21 protein-coding genes are annotated in these 15814 nt (G+C 39.8%); 12 read left to right on the top strand and 9 right to left on the bottom strand.

All coding sequences use genetic code 11. The features are described from left to right. The first annotated feature begins 19 nt into the window (after positions 1 to 19). From yhaM to ABFG93_RS08655, 3 genes are all read left to right on the top strand, one after another. Positions 20 to 994: a 3'-5' exoribonuclease YhaM gene (gene yhaM / locus ABFG93_RS08665; RefSeq protein WP_347552369.1), complete on the top strand. Its 975-nt coding sequence runs from the start codon at positions 20 to 22 to the stop codon at positions 992 to 994. A gap of 100 nt (positions 995 to 1094) precedes the next feature. After that, positions 1095 to 2291 carry an MDR family MFS transporter gene (locus ABFG93_RS08660; protein WP_347552367.1) on the top strand — a complete coding sequence of 399 codons (1197 nt, stop codon included), beginning with the start codon at positions 1095 to 1097 and terminating at the stop codon, positions 2289 to 2291. Between the two features lie 181 nt (positions 2292 to 2472). Then, positions 2473 to 2751: a sporulation YhaL family protein gene (locus ABFG93_RS08655; RefSeq protein ID WP_347552365.1), complete on the top strand. Its 279-nt coding sequence runs from the start codon at positions 2473 to 2475 to the stop codon at positions 2749 to 2751. Positions 2752 to 2805: 54 nt separating this feature from the next. On the opposite strand, the gene ABFG93_RS08650 is transcribed toward ABFG93_RS08655, so the two are convergent. Together ABFG93_RS08650 and ABFG93_RS08645 are read right to left on the bottom strand one after the other, a co-directional pair. Then, positions 2806 to 3732 carry a peptidylprolyl isomerase gene (locus ABFG93_RS08650; RefSeq protein WP_347552363.1) on the bottom strand — a complete coding sequence of 309 codons (927 nt, stop codon included), beginning with the start codon at positions 3730 to 3732 and terminating at the stop codon, positions 2806 to 2808. A 260-nt stretch (positions 3733 to 3992) separates the two neighbouring features. Continuing rightward, positions 3993 to 4172 (bottom strand): hypothetical protein, encoded by a 180-nt coding sequence (locus ABFG93_RS08645; protein ID WP_347552795.1) that lies wholly within the window; start codon positions 4170 to 4172, stop codon positions 3993 to 3995. A gap of 127 nt (positions 4173 to 4299) precedes the next feature. Here ABFG93_RS08645 and ABFG93_RS08640 point away from each other — a divergent pair, with 127 nt between their 5' ends. Continuing rightward, positions 4300 to 4896, top strand: a complete 597-nt coding sequence (locus ABFG93_RS08640; RefSeq protein WP_347552361.1) for a YpmS family protein — start codon at positions 4300 to 4302, stop codon at positions 4894 to 4896. Between the two features lie 191 nt (positions 4897 to 5087). Here the strand turns inward: ABFG93_RS08640 and ABFG93_RS08635 are convergent, their stop codons facing one another. Then, positions 5088 to 5633 (bottom strand): DUF3267 domain-containing protein, encoded by a 546-nt coding sequence (locus ABFG93_RS08635; RefSeq protein WP_347552359.1) that lies wholly within the window; start codon positions 5631 to 5633, stop codon positions 5088 to 5090. A 237-nt stretch (positions 5634 to 5870) separates the two neighbouring features. On the opposite strand from ABFG93_RS08635, the gene ABFG93_RS08630 reads away from it, so the two are divergent. After that, complete coding sequence (locus ABFG93_RS08630) at positions 5871 to 6212, top strand: DUF1878 family protein (RefSeq protein ID WP_347552357.1); 342 nt, start codon at positions 5871 to 5873, stop codon at positions 6210 to 6212. Here ABFG93_RS08630 and ABFG93_RS08625 read toward each other — a convergent pair. Further along, the gene (locus ABFG93_RS08625) at positions 6209 to 6775 is read right to left on the bottom strand and encodes an HTH-type transcriptional regulator Hpr (RefSeq protein ID WP_347552355.1); all 567 of its coding nucleotides are present in this window, start codon (positions 6773 to 6775) and stop codon (positions 6209 to 6211) included. The genes ABFG93_RS08630 and ABFG93_RS08625 overlap by 4 nt on opposite strands. Positions 6776 to 6846: 71 nt before the next feature. Then, positions 6847 to 7215, bottom strand: coding sequence for a YtxH domain-containing protein (locus tag ABFG93_RS08620; RefSeq protein ID WP_347552353.1), 369 nt, complete (start codon positions 7213 to 7215; stop codon positions 6847 to 6849). Between the two features lie 174 nt (positions 7216 to 7389). Here ABFG93_RS08620 and ABFG93_RS08615 point away from each other — a divergent pair, with 174 nt between their 5' ends. Continuing rightward, positions 7390 to 7587 carry a hypothetical protein gene (locus ABFG93_RS08615; RefSeq protein ID WP_347552352.1) on the top strand — a complete coding sequence of 66 codons (198 nt, stop codon included), beginning with the start codon at positions 7390 to 7392 and terminating at the stop codon, positions 7585 to 7587. Positions 7588 to 7712: 125 nt separating this feature from the next. Next, entirely contained in the window at positions 7713 to 8111 is a 399-nt protein-coding gene (locus ABFG93_RS08610; protein ID WP_347552350.1) for a YkvA family protein, read from the top strand. 45 nt (positions 8112 to 8156) lie between these two features. Here ABFG93_RS08610 and ABFG93_RS08605 read toward each other — a convergent pair whose 3' ends face one another. Both ABFG93_RS08605 and serC read right to left on the bottom strand, forming a co-directional pair. Then, positions 8157 to 8675, bottom strand: a complete 519-nt coding sequence (locus ABFG93_RS08605) for a tryptophan transporter (RefSeq protein WP_347552348.1) — start codon at positions 8673 to 8675, stop codon at positions 8157 to 8159. Positions 8676 to 8803: 128 nt separating this feature from the next. Beyond that, positions 8804 to 9892: a 3-phosphoserine/phosphohydroxythreonine transaminase gene (serC, locus tag ABFG93_RS08600; protein WP_347552346.1), complete on the bottom strand. Its 1089-nt coding sequence runs from the start codon at positions 9890 to 9892 to the stop codon at positions 8804 to 8806. A 189-nt stretch (positions 9893 to 10081) separates the two neighbouring features. On the opposite strand from serC, the gene ABFG93_RS08595 reads away from it, so the two are divergent. Continuing rightward, positions 10082 to 10963 carry a hypothetical protein gene (locus ABFG93_RS08595; protein ID WP_347552344.1) on the top strand — a complete coding sequence of 294 codons (882 nt, stop codon included), beginning with the start codon at positions 10082 to 10084 and terminating at the stop codon, positions 10961 to 10963. Positions 10964 to 11005: 42 nt separating this feature from the next. Here ABFG93_RS08595 and ABFG93_RS08590 read toward each other — a convergent pair whose 3' ends face one another. Continuing rightward, complete coding sequence (locus ABFG93_RS08590; RefSeq protein WP_347552342.1) at positions 11006 to 11440, bottom strand: HIT family protein; 435 nt, start codon at positions 11438 to 11440, stop codon at positions 11006 to 11008. A 474-nt stretch (positions 11441 to 11914) separates the two neighbouring features. Here ABFG93_RS08590 and ABFG93_RS08585 point away from each other — a divergent pair, with 474 nt between their 5' ends. The 3 genes from ABFG93_RS08585 to ABFG93_RS08575 are packed head-to-tail and all read left to right on the top strand — an operon-like array spanning position 11915 to position 14625. Further along, positions 11915 to 12655, top strand: a complete 741-nt coding sequence (locus ABFG93_RS08585; RefSeq protein WP_347552340.1) for an ABC transporter ATP-binding protein — start codon at positions 11915 to 11917, stop codon at positions 12653 to 12655. Further along, on the top strand, positions 12652 to 13872 hold the full coding sequence (locus ABFG93_RS08580; protein WP_347552338.1) for an ABC transporter permease: 1221 nt from the start codon (positions 12652 to 12654) through the stop codon (positions 13870 to 13872). The genes ABFG93_RS08585 and ABFG93_RS08580 overlap by 4 nt, the downstream gene beginning before the upstream one ends. 18 nt (positions 13873 to 13890) lie before the next feature. Continuing rightward, a complete protein-coding gene (locus ABFG93_RS08575) occupies positions 13891 to 14625 on the top strand; it encodes an EcsC family protein (protein ID WP_347552336.1) in 735 nt (244 codons plus the stop codon). Between the two features lie 48 nt (positions 14626 to 14673). Here ABFG93_RS08575 and ABFG93_RS08570 read toward each other — a convergent pair whose 3' ends face one another. Then, positions 14674 to 15108, bottom strand: coding sequence for a ferritin-like domain-containing protein (locus tag ABFG93_RS08570; RefSeq protein WP_347552334.1), 435 nt, complete (start codon positions 15106 to 15108; stop codon positions 14674 to 14676). Positions 15109 to 15287: 179 nt separating this feature from the next. Here ABFG93_RS08570 and ABFG93_RS08565 point away from each other — a divergent pair, with 179 nt between their 5' ends. Further along, positions 15288 to 15803: a type 1 glutamine amidotransferase domain-containing protein gene (locus ABFG93_RS08565; protein ID WP_347552333.1), complete on the top strand. Its 516-nt coding sequence runs from the start codon at positions 15288 to 15290 to the stop codon at positions 15801 to 15803. Positions 15804 to 15814 lie beyond the last annotated feature (11 nt).

Here is a 15814-nt window from a genome sequence, read left to right as displayed (position 1 = left end):
TTGCCTCGGAGGTGGAAAGATGAAGGAATTTAAAGGGATTGGCCATTATCGTGTAGGTGATCAGGTTGATCACTATTTATTAATAAAATCATCAGTGAAAGGCGTTGCGAGCAACGGAAAGCCTTTTCTAACCTTGATACTTCAAGATAAATCAGGTGATATTGAAGCAAAGCTATGGGACGCTTCTCCTGATGATGAAGAGAGTTTTGATGCACAGCAAATTATTAAAGTAAAAGGTGACGTTACAAGTTATCGAGGACGAAACCAGTTGAGAATCAAATCGCTTCGTTTAGCTACTGAAATGGATCAGGTGAAAGTTAGTGATTTTGTTGAGTCAGCTCCGCTTGAAGTGAATGAGATCATGGAGAAGATTACACAATATGTGTTTGAAATGCGTAACCCAAACATACAGCGTATCACTCGCCACCTTGTAAAGAAGCATCAAAACGATTTTCTAACGTTCCCTGCTGCAACGAAAAACCATCATGAGTTTGTTTCGGGATTATCCTATCATGTTGTATCCATGCTTGATATTGCGAAATCTTTATCGGCTCTTTACCCATCACTTGATACGGATCTATTATATGGTGGAATTATTCTCCATGATCTTGGGAAAGTGGTAGAGCTTTCAGGATCAATAGCTGCAAGCTATACGAACGAAGGAAAACTTCTTGGCCATATATCCATTATGGTGAACGAAATCGGACAGGCTGCAAAGGAACTTGAAATTGAAGGAGAAGAAGTGATGCTTCTTCAACACTTGATTTTAAGCCATCATGGGAAAGCTGAGTGGGGCAGTCCTAAGCCACCGATGATTCGAGAGGCAGAAATTCTTCATATGATTGATAATATTGATGCGAAAATGAATATGCTTGATCGAGCTCTGGATAAAGTTGAGCCTGGTGAATTCACTGATCGAGTTTTTGCTTTAGACAATCGTACTTTCTATAAGCCACAAATTCCAATTGTAAAAAGCGAACAGATGAAGAGATAAAGGCAAGCGAATGGTAGAGAAGCGCGCTCATGTGCCGCTTCTCTATTTTAATGCCTTCATATTATGTTTGTTCACCCGATGAGAGGAGGACTGACTGCATTTGAAAATAAAAGAATGGGATCGTAATTTAAAGATCCGTTTATTTGGTGAAGGGATGATGAACGTTCTATTCTGGATGTTCTTTCCATTCATGGCAATCTATTTTTCGGAATCATTTGGAAAGGGGATTGCCGGTCTTCTCCTTGTTCTATCACAGGTAATTGCCGTCATAGCAAACCTTATTGGTGGTTATTGCGCGGATCAGTTTGGACGAAAACGCATAATGTTCCTCTCTGCCCTGGGGCAGGGAATCACGTTTGTTGTTTTTGCTCTTGCGAATTCACCATGGCTCATGTCTCCAACTCTGACATTCATCAGTTTTTCAATACTCGGTATTTTCGGCTCGTTATACTGGCCTGCTAGCCATGCAATGGTCGCAGACGTCGTAGAAGAACAAGATCGAAATACCGTCTTTGCTGTATTCTATACAGCACTTAATATTTCTGTTGTAGTCGGACCGATCCTTGGTGGAATTTTTTTCTTTGAACATCGATTTGAACTGCTCCTTATTGCAGCAGTTGTTAGCTTTGGGGTATCCATGCTTATTGCTGTCTTTATACGAGAAACAGTGCCTGAAAAGATGGAAAAGAAGCTGGTTACAGAACCTTCTACAAAATGGAAAGCTTTTATAAGCGACCAGCTTAAGGATTATAGAGTAATTGTAGAGGACAAAGTGTTCCTATTGTTTATTCTTGCAGGCATACTTGTAGCTCAAACCTTCATGCAACTCGATTTGCTTATTGCTGTCTATTTAAGTGAATCAGTACCCGAACAGCAAGTTGTAAACCTTTTTAACTTAAATGTTACTGCAGATGGTAATCGTATTTTCAGCTGGCTTATATCAGAAAATGGTCTTCTTGTTGCTTTATTAACTGTTTATATGACGGCTAAGATGAGCAGGTTCAATGAACGAAATGTATTTGTCGCATCGTGTTTGATCTATGCCGCAAGTATGGTGATGTTTGGTAACACTGATCACGTATGGTTGCTTGCGTTTGCGATGTTTGTTTTCACAATGGGAGAACTAATGGTGGTCGGTATTCAGGAAGGTTTTGTTTCACGTCTTGCTCCTCCACACATGCGAGGTCAATACTTTGCTGCTGGAAGTCTCCGTTTTACACTAGGAAAGGACGCTTGCCCCTGCTGCTATCCCTCTAACAGCTGTTGTTGGCTTTCAGATGACGTTCTATCTTATTAGTGTTCTGGCAATCGCTGCAGCTTTAATCTATGCTACGATGTTTAGGCTCCATAATGCTCAGTCTGGTAGTGAAGTACAAACGGATCCTTAAACGTCAAAAAGTCATACTTCCTTTCTTTCTTGCATATAGTGTACTAATCCAATGGGCTTGTACGAACGATGGAAGGGGAGTGGCTTAGCTTTGAGAAAAGGTATTCTAATCATTCTTGGCTTCTTACTTATTCTAAGTGTATTTCAGCTTACTGAAGTTTCCTCATCAATATCCGGTTTCTTCTCAACATTTCCGTGGTGGCTCTATTTTGTGCTAGCTGGAATTATTTTCAGCGGGTACAAAACAATGCAGCTTACGGCAGAAGAGAGAAAAGTAGACCAGATCCATATTGAAGAAGAAGGACGAGTGTATGTTGAACGAATGGAAAAAGAACGTGAACGCAGAAAGCAAAGAGTTACCGAACATTAAATCGTGAGCTGTGAATAAGAAAAAGGGAAAACGCCAGATGGCGCTTCCCTTTTTTTATTCATTCGATTCAGTTGTACCTTCATCTGTAGCTGGCTCTTCTTCAGCAGCCGGCTCTTCAGTATTCTCCTCACCTTTGAAGAGGTCTTTGAATTGATCATCTTTTACTTTAACATCAGCGTCTTTAATCAATTCATCAATGACAGTTGGAACGTCTTTTGCGTTCTGTACCATGTATTGTTCCTTGACCTGGTCTTTCGCTTCTTCAAATGGCATAACGGTCTTTTTCTTTAGCTTAATGATGTGATAACCGAATTGAGATTGAACAATATCACTCACTTCGCCTTCTTCTAATGCGAAGGCAGCCTCTTCAAACTCAGCTACCATATCCCCTTTCTTGAAAATCCCAAGATCGCCGCCATTTTCAGCAGAACCATCTTTAGAATATTCTTTAGCAAGTTCAGCAAAAACCCCACCATTGTCAAGCTTCTGCTTAACTTCTTTGGCTGTTTTTTCATCATCGACAAGAATGTGGCTAGCTTCTAACTCAGTAAAGAGATCTTTATTTTCTTCATAGAATTCCTTGAGTTTTTCGTCTGTAACTTCTACACCTTCTGTAGCGGCTTTCTGAGCAAGAAGCTGCTTACGTACATCAACTTTGAATTGTTCAATGTCTTTGTATCCATTGGATTGAAGGGCTTGTTCAAGCTGTTCGTCTGTTTCGAAGTTTTCTTTGATTTTATCAAGCTCTGCTTCAACTTCTTTATCTGAAACATCATATTTATCTTCAAGAATTTTAGTTTGTACGAGATCACTTAACACAGCTTCGCCAGCCTGGTCTTTCATCGCCTTGTAAAATTCTTCCTTCGTAACATTACCAGCACTTGTCTCAACAACGACTTCAGAATTCTCCGCATTGTTGCTACATGCAGATATCGCCAGAATTGCGACGAAAACAGAAAGCATAATGAACATTTTTTTCATCAAACATACACTCCTAAAGGGTTAGTTAAATTTAACATTCGTGTGACACAGTTAATACTATAGCACAGAAAGTCATATGAAGTTAAATGCAATTGGAAATATGAGAAAAATTACACAAAACATAGGAGAAATGAGCGGGATTGATACGATATAAAGTTCCCAATCATGCTTTCAACAAGCAACTGCCTACATTGAGATAAAAAAAAGATGAGGACCATGGCCACATCTTTTTTGATAGTTGTTCTTGTTATATAACGCTTTTATGTGAAGAGAATTTCAACATATGAGGAGATCAGCAGGATGGTGATGAGAACATTAATCGTTCTGAAAACATTAGGTTGCTTTTCCTCGGGAATGTTTTTCTTTAAACATAGCGCATTTGTCATTGAATTAAATGTTACCAGGATTAATGTGGCAAACAGGATGAAGAACAATCCAATAATAGTCATTTAAGAACCTCCCAGAGTTCACTTCGATTATTCGAAGGGATATTTAACGGTTTACCTTAACTTATCTTTCTATCCGTAGTATGATGGAAAATATTCATCCCACAAGGAGCTGTTTGAAATGTTTAAAAACCGATGGAAGGCGGCCTTTCTTATTCTTTTAGCTGCTGTCATCCTTTTGTTTGCAGGAATAGTAGGATTCTACCAATACTATTTTCCTGAAAGTGAGATTGCCAAACTCTCTGATGAGAGTTCTTCAGAAGAGACCTTTGAAACAACATTTTCCATCCAGATGAAAAAAGATGAATTGAATGAGATCATTAATCGAGAGCTTGAAAAGTATAGTGAAGAGCAAGAAAACATCGGATATAGCGTTAATCTCGATGAGCTTGCAACATTTCAAGGATATGTGACGATTTTCGATCGTAAAGTTGACTTTTTTCTTAAATTTGAGCCACAGGTACAGCCAAATGGTGATCTTTTATTAAAGGAAGAGTCCTTTCAAATTGGTCTTCTTGAGTTGCCAAGTGATAAAGTGCTCTCCTTTATAAAAAAACAGGCCTCACTGCCGCCTGAAATAACGATTGATGCCGATGAAGGAACTATCTACATGGCCGTAAGCGATCTGGAGTTGAAGAATGACATGAAGCTAAGAGCGCGTTCATTCGATCTTCCAAATGATGAGATCATTTTTGATGCCTACTATCCTATTAACTAGATCTTTATCCTATTGTTATTATGAAGGAAGTCTTATGATAATTCAATACTGGCGACTGCGAGGGCAATGTAAAGTAAACCTCCCAATCTAAGGCTTGTTGTGATAAAGAAACAGAGCGCTTGTAATCAGCGCTCTGTTTTCATTTTATCATTAAATTGATCATTACCCTTAACTTAATCCTATTTGATCCCTTAAGAGGCTTGCTTTATAAGGATATGGAAGCCCTCACTTCGATCTTCTACAAAAGCATGTTTCGGTGCACGAAGCACCTGAGAAGCATATAGAAAATCACTAAAGCTAAATCCAAGGTTTAAAGCTGCCAGGATTGAGAAGAACGATACATAGGTTGGGAGGTAAATCGCTGCAGTTATTGCGGCACCTGTGATGATAACAGCTGGTGAAAGTGCTGCAACTAAAAAGAGATTACGTGAGATCGGGTTGCATGTCTCACAGCGCATCGTTGGTACCATCACTATCCCTTTTTCTAATTTCATAGTAGCTTTCAGTCCGGCTATTGTTAAAGGAAGCCAGTGAATAATCTTATGAATCGGGAAAAGGACAGCTACTGAGCCTAGAAAAGGCAAAATAGGTACGATCGCATGTTTTGTTGTCGGGTATAACATACTGAATACAAGATAAAACGCAATAAAGTATAATAATGTTAATAGCATCGAGAAGATTGTTAGACGATGTGTCCCAAACTCGCGCTGTAGGTAAATCGATTTCCAACAATTCATAAGAATCACCTGCTTCCGTAGCTTTATTTCGGTTTGAATTTTAATGAATACTCGTATACTGTACAGCGATTTTCTAAAGAAATCAACACGTTTTTTTATAAAGAAATTAGTCAAAATTTTTTTGACAAAATCAGCGTTTTTTCGCGTTGGATTAGTCTGGAAAATACATATCAATTTACACCTCGTTCCGTTAAACTAGAAGTACACTTGATCGCAGAGTAAGGAGTTAAGTTAAGTATGGAATCCATTCACAAACGCTTAGATAAAATAGAATTTCACATGCGTTTACTTGCTAAGATGAAAGGAGAAGGGGAGTACCCATTCTATCGCCTCGCGATTGAACAGGGACTTACAGAGGAAGAAGTGAGTGCAGTATACCAGCTGTGTATTGAAGTAAATGCAAAAATGCATGAACAGATTGAGGAGGGACTGCTAAGTCGATCCTCATTGCTCACACATTTTGTAGGGATGCTGAATATGAAGTTAGAGCCGCTCTCTGCAATTAAAGCATTGCGCGCTCAAGAAGAGCATTATCATGAACTGATGGAAACACTTTTGAGGCTTTCCCCTTACCGTTAAAGTGGATTAGGGCGGTTTTCTTCCTCAACCTGATCCCTAGAGAATTCACTTTCAAGTTTACTAAACGACTTCTGGAAAATTTCCATGAAATCTTCACCATAAAGGCCTTTTATAACGCACATCATCTCAGTAAACTCAGGGAACTTACCATAAAGGTCTCGAATCGGCATGGAAGCCTTTAAGACACTGTCACGGCCGGGTGAATAATGTTTCCAGGTCTCTTTGAGAAGTTGCTCACCTTCTTTTGTAAGTTGTACATATGTATTCCGTTTATCATTCTCTTTTTTCGAAAAGGTAAGCAGAGAACGCGATTCGAGCTTTTTTGAAAAGTTAAATGCTGTGGAGACATGCATTACACCAAACTTGGCAATGTCAGAAATAGAAGACCCGTCAAGATGATAGGCAATTGAGAGAATGTGGTGCTCGTTAATGTTCAGGTCAAAGGGCTTAAGCCATTCCTGCCAGTCTCGCTCAACAGACTTCCAGAGTGCTTTACTCAATTGCCCAATTCTGTGGCTGAAAATCATTGCTTCTTGAATGGATATCTCCTGTTTTTCAATCATAAATGGCCTCCTTTACTAACAATACCTTCAAGCTATATTAGAATATTGATACTTATTTGTAAAAAGACCGGCTATTTTGAAGCCGGGCTGTTTACTTCTTCTTTAACTGTATCAAGGGTCTTCTGCATTTCCTCTACATCTTCCTTTAATCTCGAAAGGTTCGGCTCAATATCTTCTTGATAAGAGGAGATCGAGCGTTTCAGATCTGCCGCTACTTCCTGAAAGATCTCTTTACCTTCAGCAGAAAGTTGTTTAACCTGCGTCGATAAGTCATTAAAATCATTTTTTAATTTTGCAAATCCTTCTTTTATGTCATCGCTTTTATCCTTCGCATCTGCAATTAACTCTTTTCCAGGTTTCGGGGTTGTTATAAGAACTGAAGCCGCTGTAACAACGCCTCCAAATACAAACCCGGTAATTAGTGCCTTAGCTTTTCCCATGATGTTCATCCTTTCTTAATCCAATCCTTAAACTTCTACTTAACACATAAGTTCGCCAGTAACCTATAATCTCCTTCTTTCTTTTTGCTTTTACTTAATCTAACCAGCGGCATGAAAACGCTGAAATCTACATATACCTTGTAATAAACGTTATGCAAAAGGGAGGAAACAGGTATGGTTGGATTTATCTTTTTCCTTATTGCGGCAGGTAGTCTCCTACTGACTGCAATGGTAAGTAGACTTCTGCTTATTAGGAAATATTCATTTCATAACGAGCAACTGATTCGCAAACAAAAGAATGCTTACGTTTTTGGAACGTGTGCCATTGTGTTTCTTGTTTTAGGACTCTCGATGGCAGTGCTCTTATTTTAACCCGACCTTATCCTATTTTCCCCACGGCTTACCAGCCACAAACATAGAATATCAGTTTTAATGTTAGAAACACGCTCATTTGAGGTATCTTATAGAGAGAAGGGTAGTTAAAGGAGCGTGTTTAAATGAATCGAATGGTCAGAAGTGTTTTTAAACGAATGACGCGTAAAGCGGTATCGGTGGTGAAGGATAAAGACCGGATGCAAGAAATTTCAATGGACTCCTTGAAAAAAGGAGCTCTATACAAAGGTCGAAAAGGTATGGATGATATGTGGGTCGATGTAAAAACATTTTCGCGACTTGTTCAGGAAGTACGAAAAGGTACTTACCGGGATATTTCGAGAAAATCAATTATCCTCATCGTAGGTGGTTTGCTTTACTTTGTTAGCCCAATTGATGCCGTTCCAGACCTTTTGGCAGGGGTCGGATTACTGGATGATGTAGCAGTAATTGGCTTTATTGCAGGTCAATTAAAACAGGAGCTTGAAAAGTTTCGTGAGTGGGAGACTGGAGTGAAGATATAACAAAACCGGCCATATATTTGGCCGGTTTCTTAATGTGTTTCTATATTAAAATGCAAAGCTCGTGCGTTTAAGAATAGATTGTACAACTGGATAAATGAGTACGATCGCAATTGTATTGACTGCAGCTGTTGGAAGGACAACGGTTAAGAATAAACCTGTAAAGGCAGCTCCACCAGGTAAACCTGTAAACACAAGTGCAGCTCCGAGGAATATAGCTCCGCTTATCATTGTTCCGATTGCTGTTAATACGCCCGCTGTGATTAATGACTGACCGAAGCGCTTAACGAGCATAAAGAGTCCAAAAAAGGCAAAAGCCGTAATCGGCTTATCTATCATGTTTGCAAGCTGTCCGCCAGGAAATGTTGTAGTCGCAGCAGAAATGACACCCGTTGCAAGCCCGAGAACAAGCACGCTTTTACGTTCAGGGAACAGTAATATTCCTAGAAACATCATTGTAAGCAACATGTCATTCTTCATACCAGAAATTAACCCGGGGATAATAGCGTGAAGAATTGTCCCAATACCCAGTAATAATGCCATTAGTACTAAATTTTTTGTTTTCATGTTGAAAATCTCTCCTCTTCTCATCTCATTGTCCGCCATTTGACGGTATTCTCTCCAACAATGCGCTATGTGCCTGCTGCGAAAGAACTATTTTATTTATCATAACAAACGAAGTTTGTTGAAAAGTGTTAAATATTGTGTTTGTGATGGAAAGTATGCATGAAATCGCTTAGTGCTTTTACGGACTCGATTGGAACAGCGTTGTAAATGGATGCTCGACAGCCACCGATGGAACGATGCCCTTTCAAGCCAATAAAGCCTTCTTCTTCAGCTTCTTTTAGGAAAAGAGCTTCAAGCTCTTCGCTCGGTAAGTTGAAGGTTACATTCATTGAAGAGCGGCTTTCCTCTTCTGCTGTTCCACTGTAGAACCCTTTGCTTCCGTCAATCGTATTATAAAGAATTTTTGTCTTGTCTTTATTAAGCTCTTCGATTGCACTGATTCCCCCTTTGTTCTTCGTCCATTCCAGAACAAGAGAAAGCATGTAAATAGCGAAAGATGGCGGTGTGTTGTATAGAGACTGCTTGTCCACATGTGTGCGATAATCAAGCATCGTCGGAAGTCTGTCGGGGATGTTCTTTAACATGTCCTTCTTCAAAATAACGACGGTAACACCAGCCGGGCCAAGGTTCTTCTGTGCACCCGCATAGATAAGGCCAAATTGATTAATAGGAAGAGTGCGGCTTAGAATATCACTCGACATATCTGCGATGAACGTAGACTGAGGTCGATCAGGGAAGGTTTTCCACTGTGTTCCATGAATAGTGTTATTAGACGTAAGGTGTACATAAGCATCAGTATTGCTATACTTTAATGTTTCAAAATTCGGGATGCGACGGAAGTGTAAGTCTTTACTACTGCCTCCTACATACGTGTTACCAACTTTTTCGGCTTCTTTTAACGCTTTTTGGGACCAGCTTCCTGTGATGATATAGTTGGCCTGCTGTTCAGGAGAGAGGAAGTTCATTGGAATCATGGAAAATTGCAAACTTGCTCCACCCTGGAGAAACAGGACTTCATAATCGTCTGGAATGTGAAGAAGCTCTCTTAAAAGTTCATTGGCTCCATCGTGAATCTTCTGGTACTCTTTGCTGCGGTGACTGAATTCCATAATTGACATACCAAGCTGCTGATAGCTGAGAAGCTCTGATTGAGCATGATCCAGCACATCCAGTGGTAGTGCTGAAGGGCCGGCATTAAAATTATAACGACGTTCCACTAGTAGACACTCCTTTAGCATTGTAATTCGATACCTTAAATTTGCTTGTAATCATCCTATCATTAAAGGTTTCGTCGGTGCTATGCTTTTTTCTAATCTTTTCGAAAATTTAGTATTGATGAGATATTTGCTCCTATTGCGTATTTTGCTATTCTAATAGAAGAGAAAGTATAGAAAGTGGTGTAAACAATGTATCGCGAAAACAAACCAATACATATCGGACCCTATGACCATCCAGATATTTATCCAGGACCACGACCTTCATCTTCTTTTCTTTACCATAACGGTAAAGCACATAGAATTGATGAAAGAGTAAACGTATCAGTAGAAAAACAAATAGTTCACTATGCGAGAGGAGAGGACGTTTCTGGTTCACTCGCCTTCGCCTCAACAGAACAATTTACGGTAGAGGAACTTTTAGGAACTGAGGGCCTGTCTCCTATTGAGGATCGTATTCCACTTCTTGCATATGGTTCGAATGTTTGCCTTGCTCAACTCAGGTACAAATTTAGTCTTAATCCAGATCTAAATGATTTTATTCTTTATTACCGTGCCGAGATAACCGATACCGATGTGGTAGCTGGATCTTTTCTTGCACCATATGGGGCGATTCCAGCTGTGATTGCCCCGGTACCTGGTGCAAAGACAGAAGTGTGGGTGACGTTTGTTGATCGAGAGCAGCTGGAATTATTAAATCGAACGGAGGGAGGCTATGTTCTTCGTGAGCACCGTCATGGAAAATTAACACTGAAGACAGGCGAGCATTTTGAGCGAGTATATGCTTATTATTATCCTCATGCCTATAAACGTGATGGCTCATTCGTTCGATTTATTGATATACCAGGAGAATCAACAGTCACTTCCATGTGGCAGGCAGATTTATTAAATGAACTGAAAAGCATGCTTGGTTATGGAGGGCATAGAGAAGAGTTTATTCATGAATTGCGTTGGAATGATAATTTACGATCAAAAATATCGACAATGCTTAGTGGAATGGATGAAACGTTTGATCATCCTGATTGGGTTGAACCGAATGGTTTTCATACATTAAATGAAATGACGCGTTCATAAATAAACAGGAGACCTTAGTTGGCCTCCTGTTTTCGTATTTCGTTATGATTTCAATTGAGAACGAACACCTTCAGCGAGCCGCTGTAATGTATCGGCATCATAATCATTCTCGTGTGTTTTCCAAACCGCACCAAAACCATCCCCCTTGCCGTAACGCGGAATAAGGTGGAGGTGATAATGAAAGACAGATTGTCCAGCAATAGCTTCATTATTATTTAAAATATTCATGCCTTCAGGGGTGAAATTCGCTCGTAGGGCATTTGCGATTTTAGGAACGGCAGCAAATAGTTTAGACGCTGTGTCGGATTCAAGCTCATAAATATTTTGCTGATGCTTTTTTGGAATGACGAGCGTGTGTCCTTCAGTTACTTGAGTGAGATCAAGAAATGCGAGTACATCCTCGTTCTCATAAACTTTTGCAGAAGGAATGTCTCCATTAACAATTTTGCAGAAGATGCAATCAGGCGAGTGGCTCATAATTATCATCCTTTCAATCTTTTTATTCATCGTACCATAATTTTCATATACACTTGTCCTTACATCTATTATTGGGATTGAATTTTAACAGAAAATAAGGGAGGAAAGGTGATCTAAACAGTAAAATGGGCCCTGCCGGGGGTGCAGAGCCCTGGGTGCAACTTGTTTAAGGGAAGACGTTGCACCCTATAATAAGGATGTTCGCAAATGATTAAATCTATTCAACTATTTTCAACCGTTTGCTGAACAATGGAGGATTCTTGTAGAAACGCCAGATGAAACAGGGTAAGATGTGAACAAGTATTGAGACGGAGGATTAAAGTGTAACTTCCATCAGAAGGGGATTCATCCCCTGTGAGGGGATATAGTAATGCGACCCCAATGCCAATACCCGAGAGTGGACTGGGCAGTTACTCCACTCAAAGGGATAAAGTTTGTTAAAATGAAGTCAAATGAAGAAATGAGAGGACCTCTATGACAAATTCAATATTAGAAGTAAACAATCTTACTGGTGGGTATCAGGCCAATAAGCCTGTCCTGCATGACCTATCACTTAACGTTAAGTCGAACGAAATCGTAGGGTTAATTGGTTTAAATGGTGCAGGGAAAAGTACGACAATCAAGCATATTCTTGGTCTGCTTGATCCAATGAAAGGGAGTATTCGTGTTGCAGGAAGCACGTTTTCTGAGAATAAAGATAGCTACCGCAAACAATTTTCTTACATACCTGAGACCCCGTTATTATATGACGAACTTACTCTCTGGGAGCACTTACAATTGACTGCCCTTGCTTATGAGCTTGGTGAAGAGTCGAAGGAGAGAGCGGAAGAGCTTCTTAAAGAGTTTCGGATGACGAATATGAAAAAGTGGTTTCCTGGTCATTTTTCTAAAGGGATGAGACAGAAAGTGATGATTATGTGTGCCTTTCTAGTTAAACCTTCCCTATACATCGTTGATGAACCATTCGTCGGCCTTGATCCTATTGGTATTCAGTCTTTTCTTGATACTATGCTTCAAATGAAAGAAGAAGGTGCAGGTGTGTTAATGTCAACGCATATTCTTTCCACAGCGGAGCGGTACTGCGACCGTTTTATTATTCTCCATGATGGAGAAATTGTGATGTCAGGCACAATGACAGAATTGCGGAAAGAAATTGGTCAGTCAACAGCTACGCTTGATGATATTTATATTAAAGCGACCAGGAGCGGGAAATGATGCAGCTTGATACGTTATGGAAGGAACGAGCTGGTGCGTTCTGGAAGATTGCGCTCAGGTATTTTCGATTAATAGGAAACAGCAGTTTTCTATTCACGCTCGTTCTGACACTCATATTTGGGGCGTATTATTACAGTGAACTGCTGAAAGTACTACCAGATGCTTTCCCTGGTCTTGCTATCATGACGGTTATTGCTGCGGCTGTAATCGTGCGTACACCGCTTCGCTTCTTTCTTTCTGAAGCGGATCTAGTCTTTTTGTTACCTGCCGAAGACCGTTTAGCTGGCTATTTTCGTAAATCACTTCTTTACAGCTTTCTACTTCAGGTTTTTATTACCGTTGTTGTCTTAACAATTCTTGCGCCATTATACCAGCATGAAACGAATGCTGGAACGGCCTATTATGTGTTCGTCATAACTGTGCTTGTTCTATTAAAAGGGGTAAATGTTGTTATGAAGTGGATGGAACTTCATCTACCGGCACACCAATCAGTTATTGGCTATACATTCATTCGATTAGTGCTAACGATGCTGGTAACTTACATGTTGCTCATACAGGCACTGTGGATATATGTGGCTCTAGCTGCTGGAATCATTGTAGCGACACTATTTTTCGTTTTTTATCCTCTCCAACGTAACTATGCCATTAAATGGGATAATCTACTGAAACTCGATGAAAAACAGAGTATGAAGTTTTATCGGACTGCAAATTTGTTTACTGATGTACCTAAATTAAAGCAGTCTGTTAAACAAAGGCGTACAATAAGTGCGATGGCAGAGAAACTACTTCCGTCGAATACGGTTTATGAGACCCTTTATCAAAAAGCATTTATACGGAGTAATGAATATTTTGGAATTTATATTCGCCTGCTATTTATTGGATTTATAGTCATTGCTTTTGTACCGGGTATAACGGGAAGAATGATTGGAGCTGCGCTCATTGTTTATATGACTGCTGTTCAGTTGCGCACGCTTTATCCGCATTTTCAAGCTCATGTCATGGTGAAGCTCTATCCGGTTTCTGAAACGGAACAAGGGAAAGCCTATCGTGCTCTTCTAGTAAGACTGCTTGGTGTTCAGGCGACTTCTTTTGCAGTTCTTTCCTTTCTTCTTCGTTTCAATGTAATTGAGTTATTTTTAGTTGCACTTGCCGGGGCTCTGGCGGTTTCTTTTGCATCACTTAGAGGTGCAAAGGGTAAGCTGAAAGCTGTTAACTAACATAAAAGGAAGTATGCCATGAACGATTATTATGATGAGGTTAAAGAAGAGTTAGAGTCATGGGAGAGAAGCATGAAGAAAAAATCATCAATGTTCTCACGCTCTGCCAAAAACGTTCAGACTCGCATCAATCGGGCGATTCCAGAACGTGTACATGCTCTTGTAACTAACAGTGTGAAAACAATGGTTCAGGCAGTACTTAAAGGAAATACGTATACGGTTAAAGAGCCTATTCAAAATCAATCGATGGTATTTAGAGATAAGCAGGCGAGACAGGCTATTGTAACCTACAAGCGAGTTGCAGCGGCTGAAGGCGCAGGTACAGGAGCTGGTGGCATTTTTCTGGGATTGGCTGATTTCCCACTGCTATTGTCGATAAAAATGAAAATGCTGTTTGATATCGCCAGTATATATGGATATGATGCGAAGAAGTTACGAGAGCGAGTATTTATTCTTCATGTTTTTCAATTGGCTTTTTCATCTAATAGCTTCAGAAAAGAAGTGTATAAACGTATGCAGAACTGGGATCAGGCTTCTACAGAGAAGAATAAATTTAATGATGAGCATGATTGGAAAGCTTTTCAAATGGAGTATAGAGACTATATTGATCTTCCAAAGTTTCTTCAGATGATTCCTGGGATTGGAGCGGTAGTAGGAGCTCTTGTAAATTATCACTTTATTGATTGGCTGGGTGAAAATGCCATGAATGCGTATCGCCAGCGAATCATTCTCTCCGAATCAGTAGAAAAATAAAAAAAGAGCGAGCCAATATAAAATCGGCTCGCTCTTTTATATTACGATCTATTCGAAACGTGAATCGCTAAGGATGCGATCCATTTCTTCCATATGGTGTGTTTCATCAGAAATCATGTCATCAAGTTTAACAACTAGCTCTGTATATCCAAGCTCTTCAGCTTGCTTTTTACGCTTTTCATATCGGTCAATAGTTTCCTTTTCAGCGCCTCGAGCTTCTAGAAGCATTTCTTTTACATCTGTTAGCTGTTTGACTTCTGCAGGAGCAGTTGTTGGCGTGCCACCAAGTACTTTAATTTTCTCTGCAAGATATAGTGCGTGTCCCAGTTCATCTGCAATTTCGCTCTCGAAGAAAGGTTTCAATGTTTGGCGGTATAATCCTGAAACAACTGCCGCATTGTAAGTATACATAATACTTGCCGCATACTCATTCGCAAGGTCTACATTTAGTCCATCAATAAGTTCTTGTTTTTTGTCTGCCATTCTAAACATCCTTTCTAATTCAATTCAGTTTCGGTTCCATACTAATTTTACCCTTACTCCCGTGCAATAAAACATAAATATGAGAAAACTAATGAACAATATAAAGAATGTTTGACAGATAGAAGGGGGGGTAATAATCAACTATGTAAAGTATAATAGCACATATAGGAGGGCTTCAATTGAGTAAGGTAGCTATACTTATGACAAGCATGTTTGAGGATGTAGAATATACAAAACCAGCTGAGCAATTTAAGAGTACAGGTCATTCTCTTACTGTTATCAGCCATCAAGCAGGAGAAGAACTGACAGGTAAACAGGGAGATGCTAAAGTAATTTCTGATAAAGGCATTGACGATGTGAAGCCTGAGGAGTTTGATGTACTATTTATACCTGGAGGAGTGTCTCCAGATGAACTACGTGCTGATGATCGTTTTGTAGCATTCACGAAGAAGATGGCATTTATGAACAAGAAAACACTGGTCATATGCCACGGACCACAGTTGCTTATTTCAGCTGAAGTGTTAAACGGACGTAACATTACTGGATTTAAATCTATTCAAACCGATCTTAAGAATGCAGGGGCTATTGTCTACGATGAAGAGGTAGTCGTTTGTGGAGGGAATCTTGTAAGTAGCCGTAATCCTGACGATATTCCAGCGTTTATTGAAAAATCCCTGTCTGTCATGGACAGCTAATCAGGAGTGTT

The organism is Pseudalkalibacillus hwajinpoensis (genome assembly GCF_039851965.1).
GTDB lineage: Bacteria > Bacillota > Bacilli > Bacillales > Guptibacillaceae > Guptibacillus > Guptibacillus hwajinpoensis_E.
The sequence above is the reverse complement of the archived record's forward strand: the minus strand, read 5'-3'. Positions and strand labels throughout refer to the sequence as shown.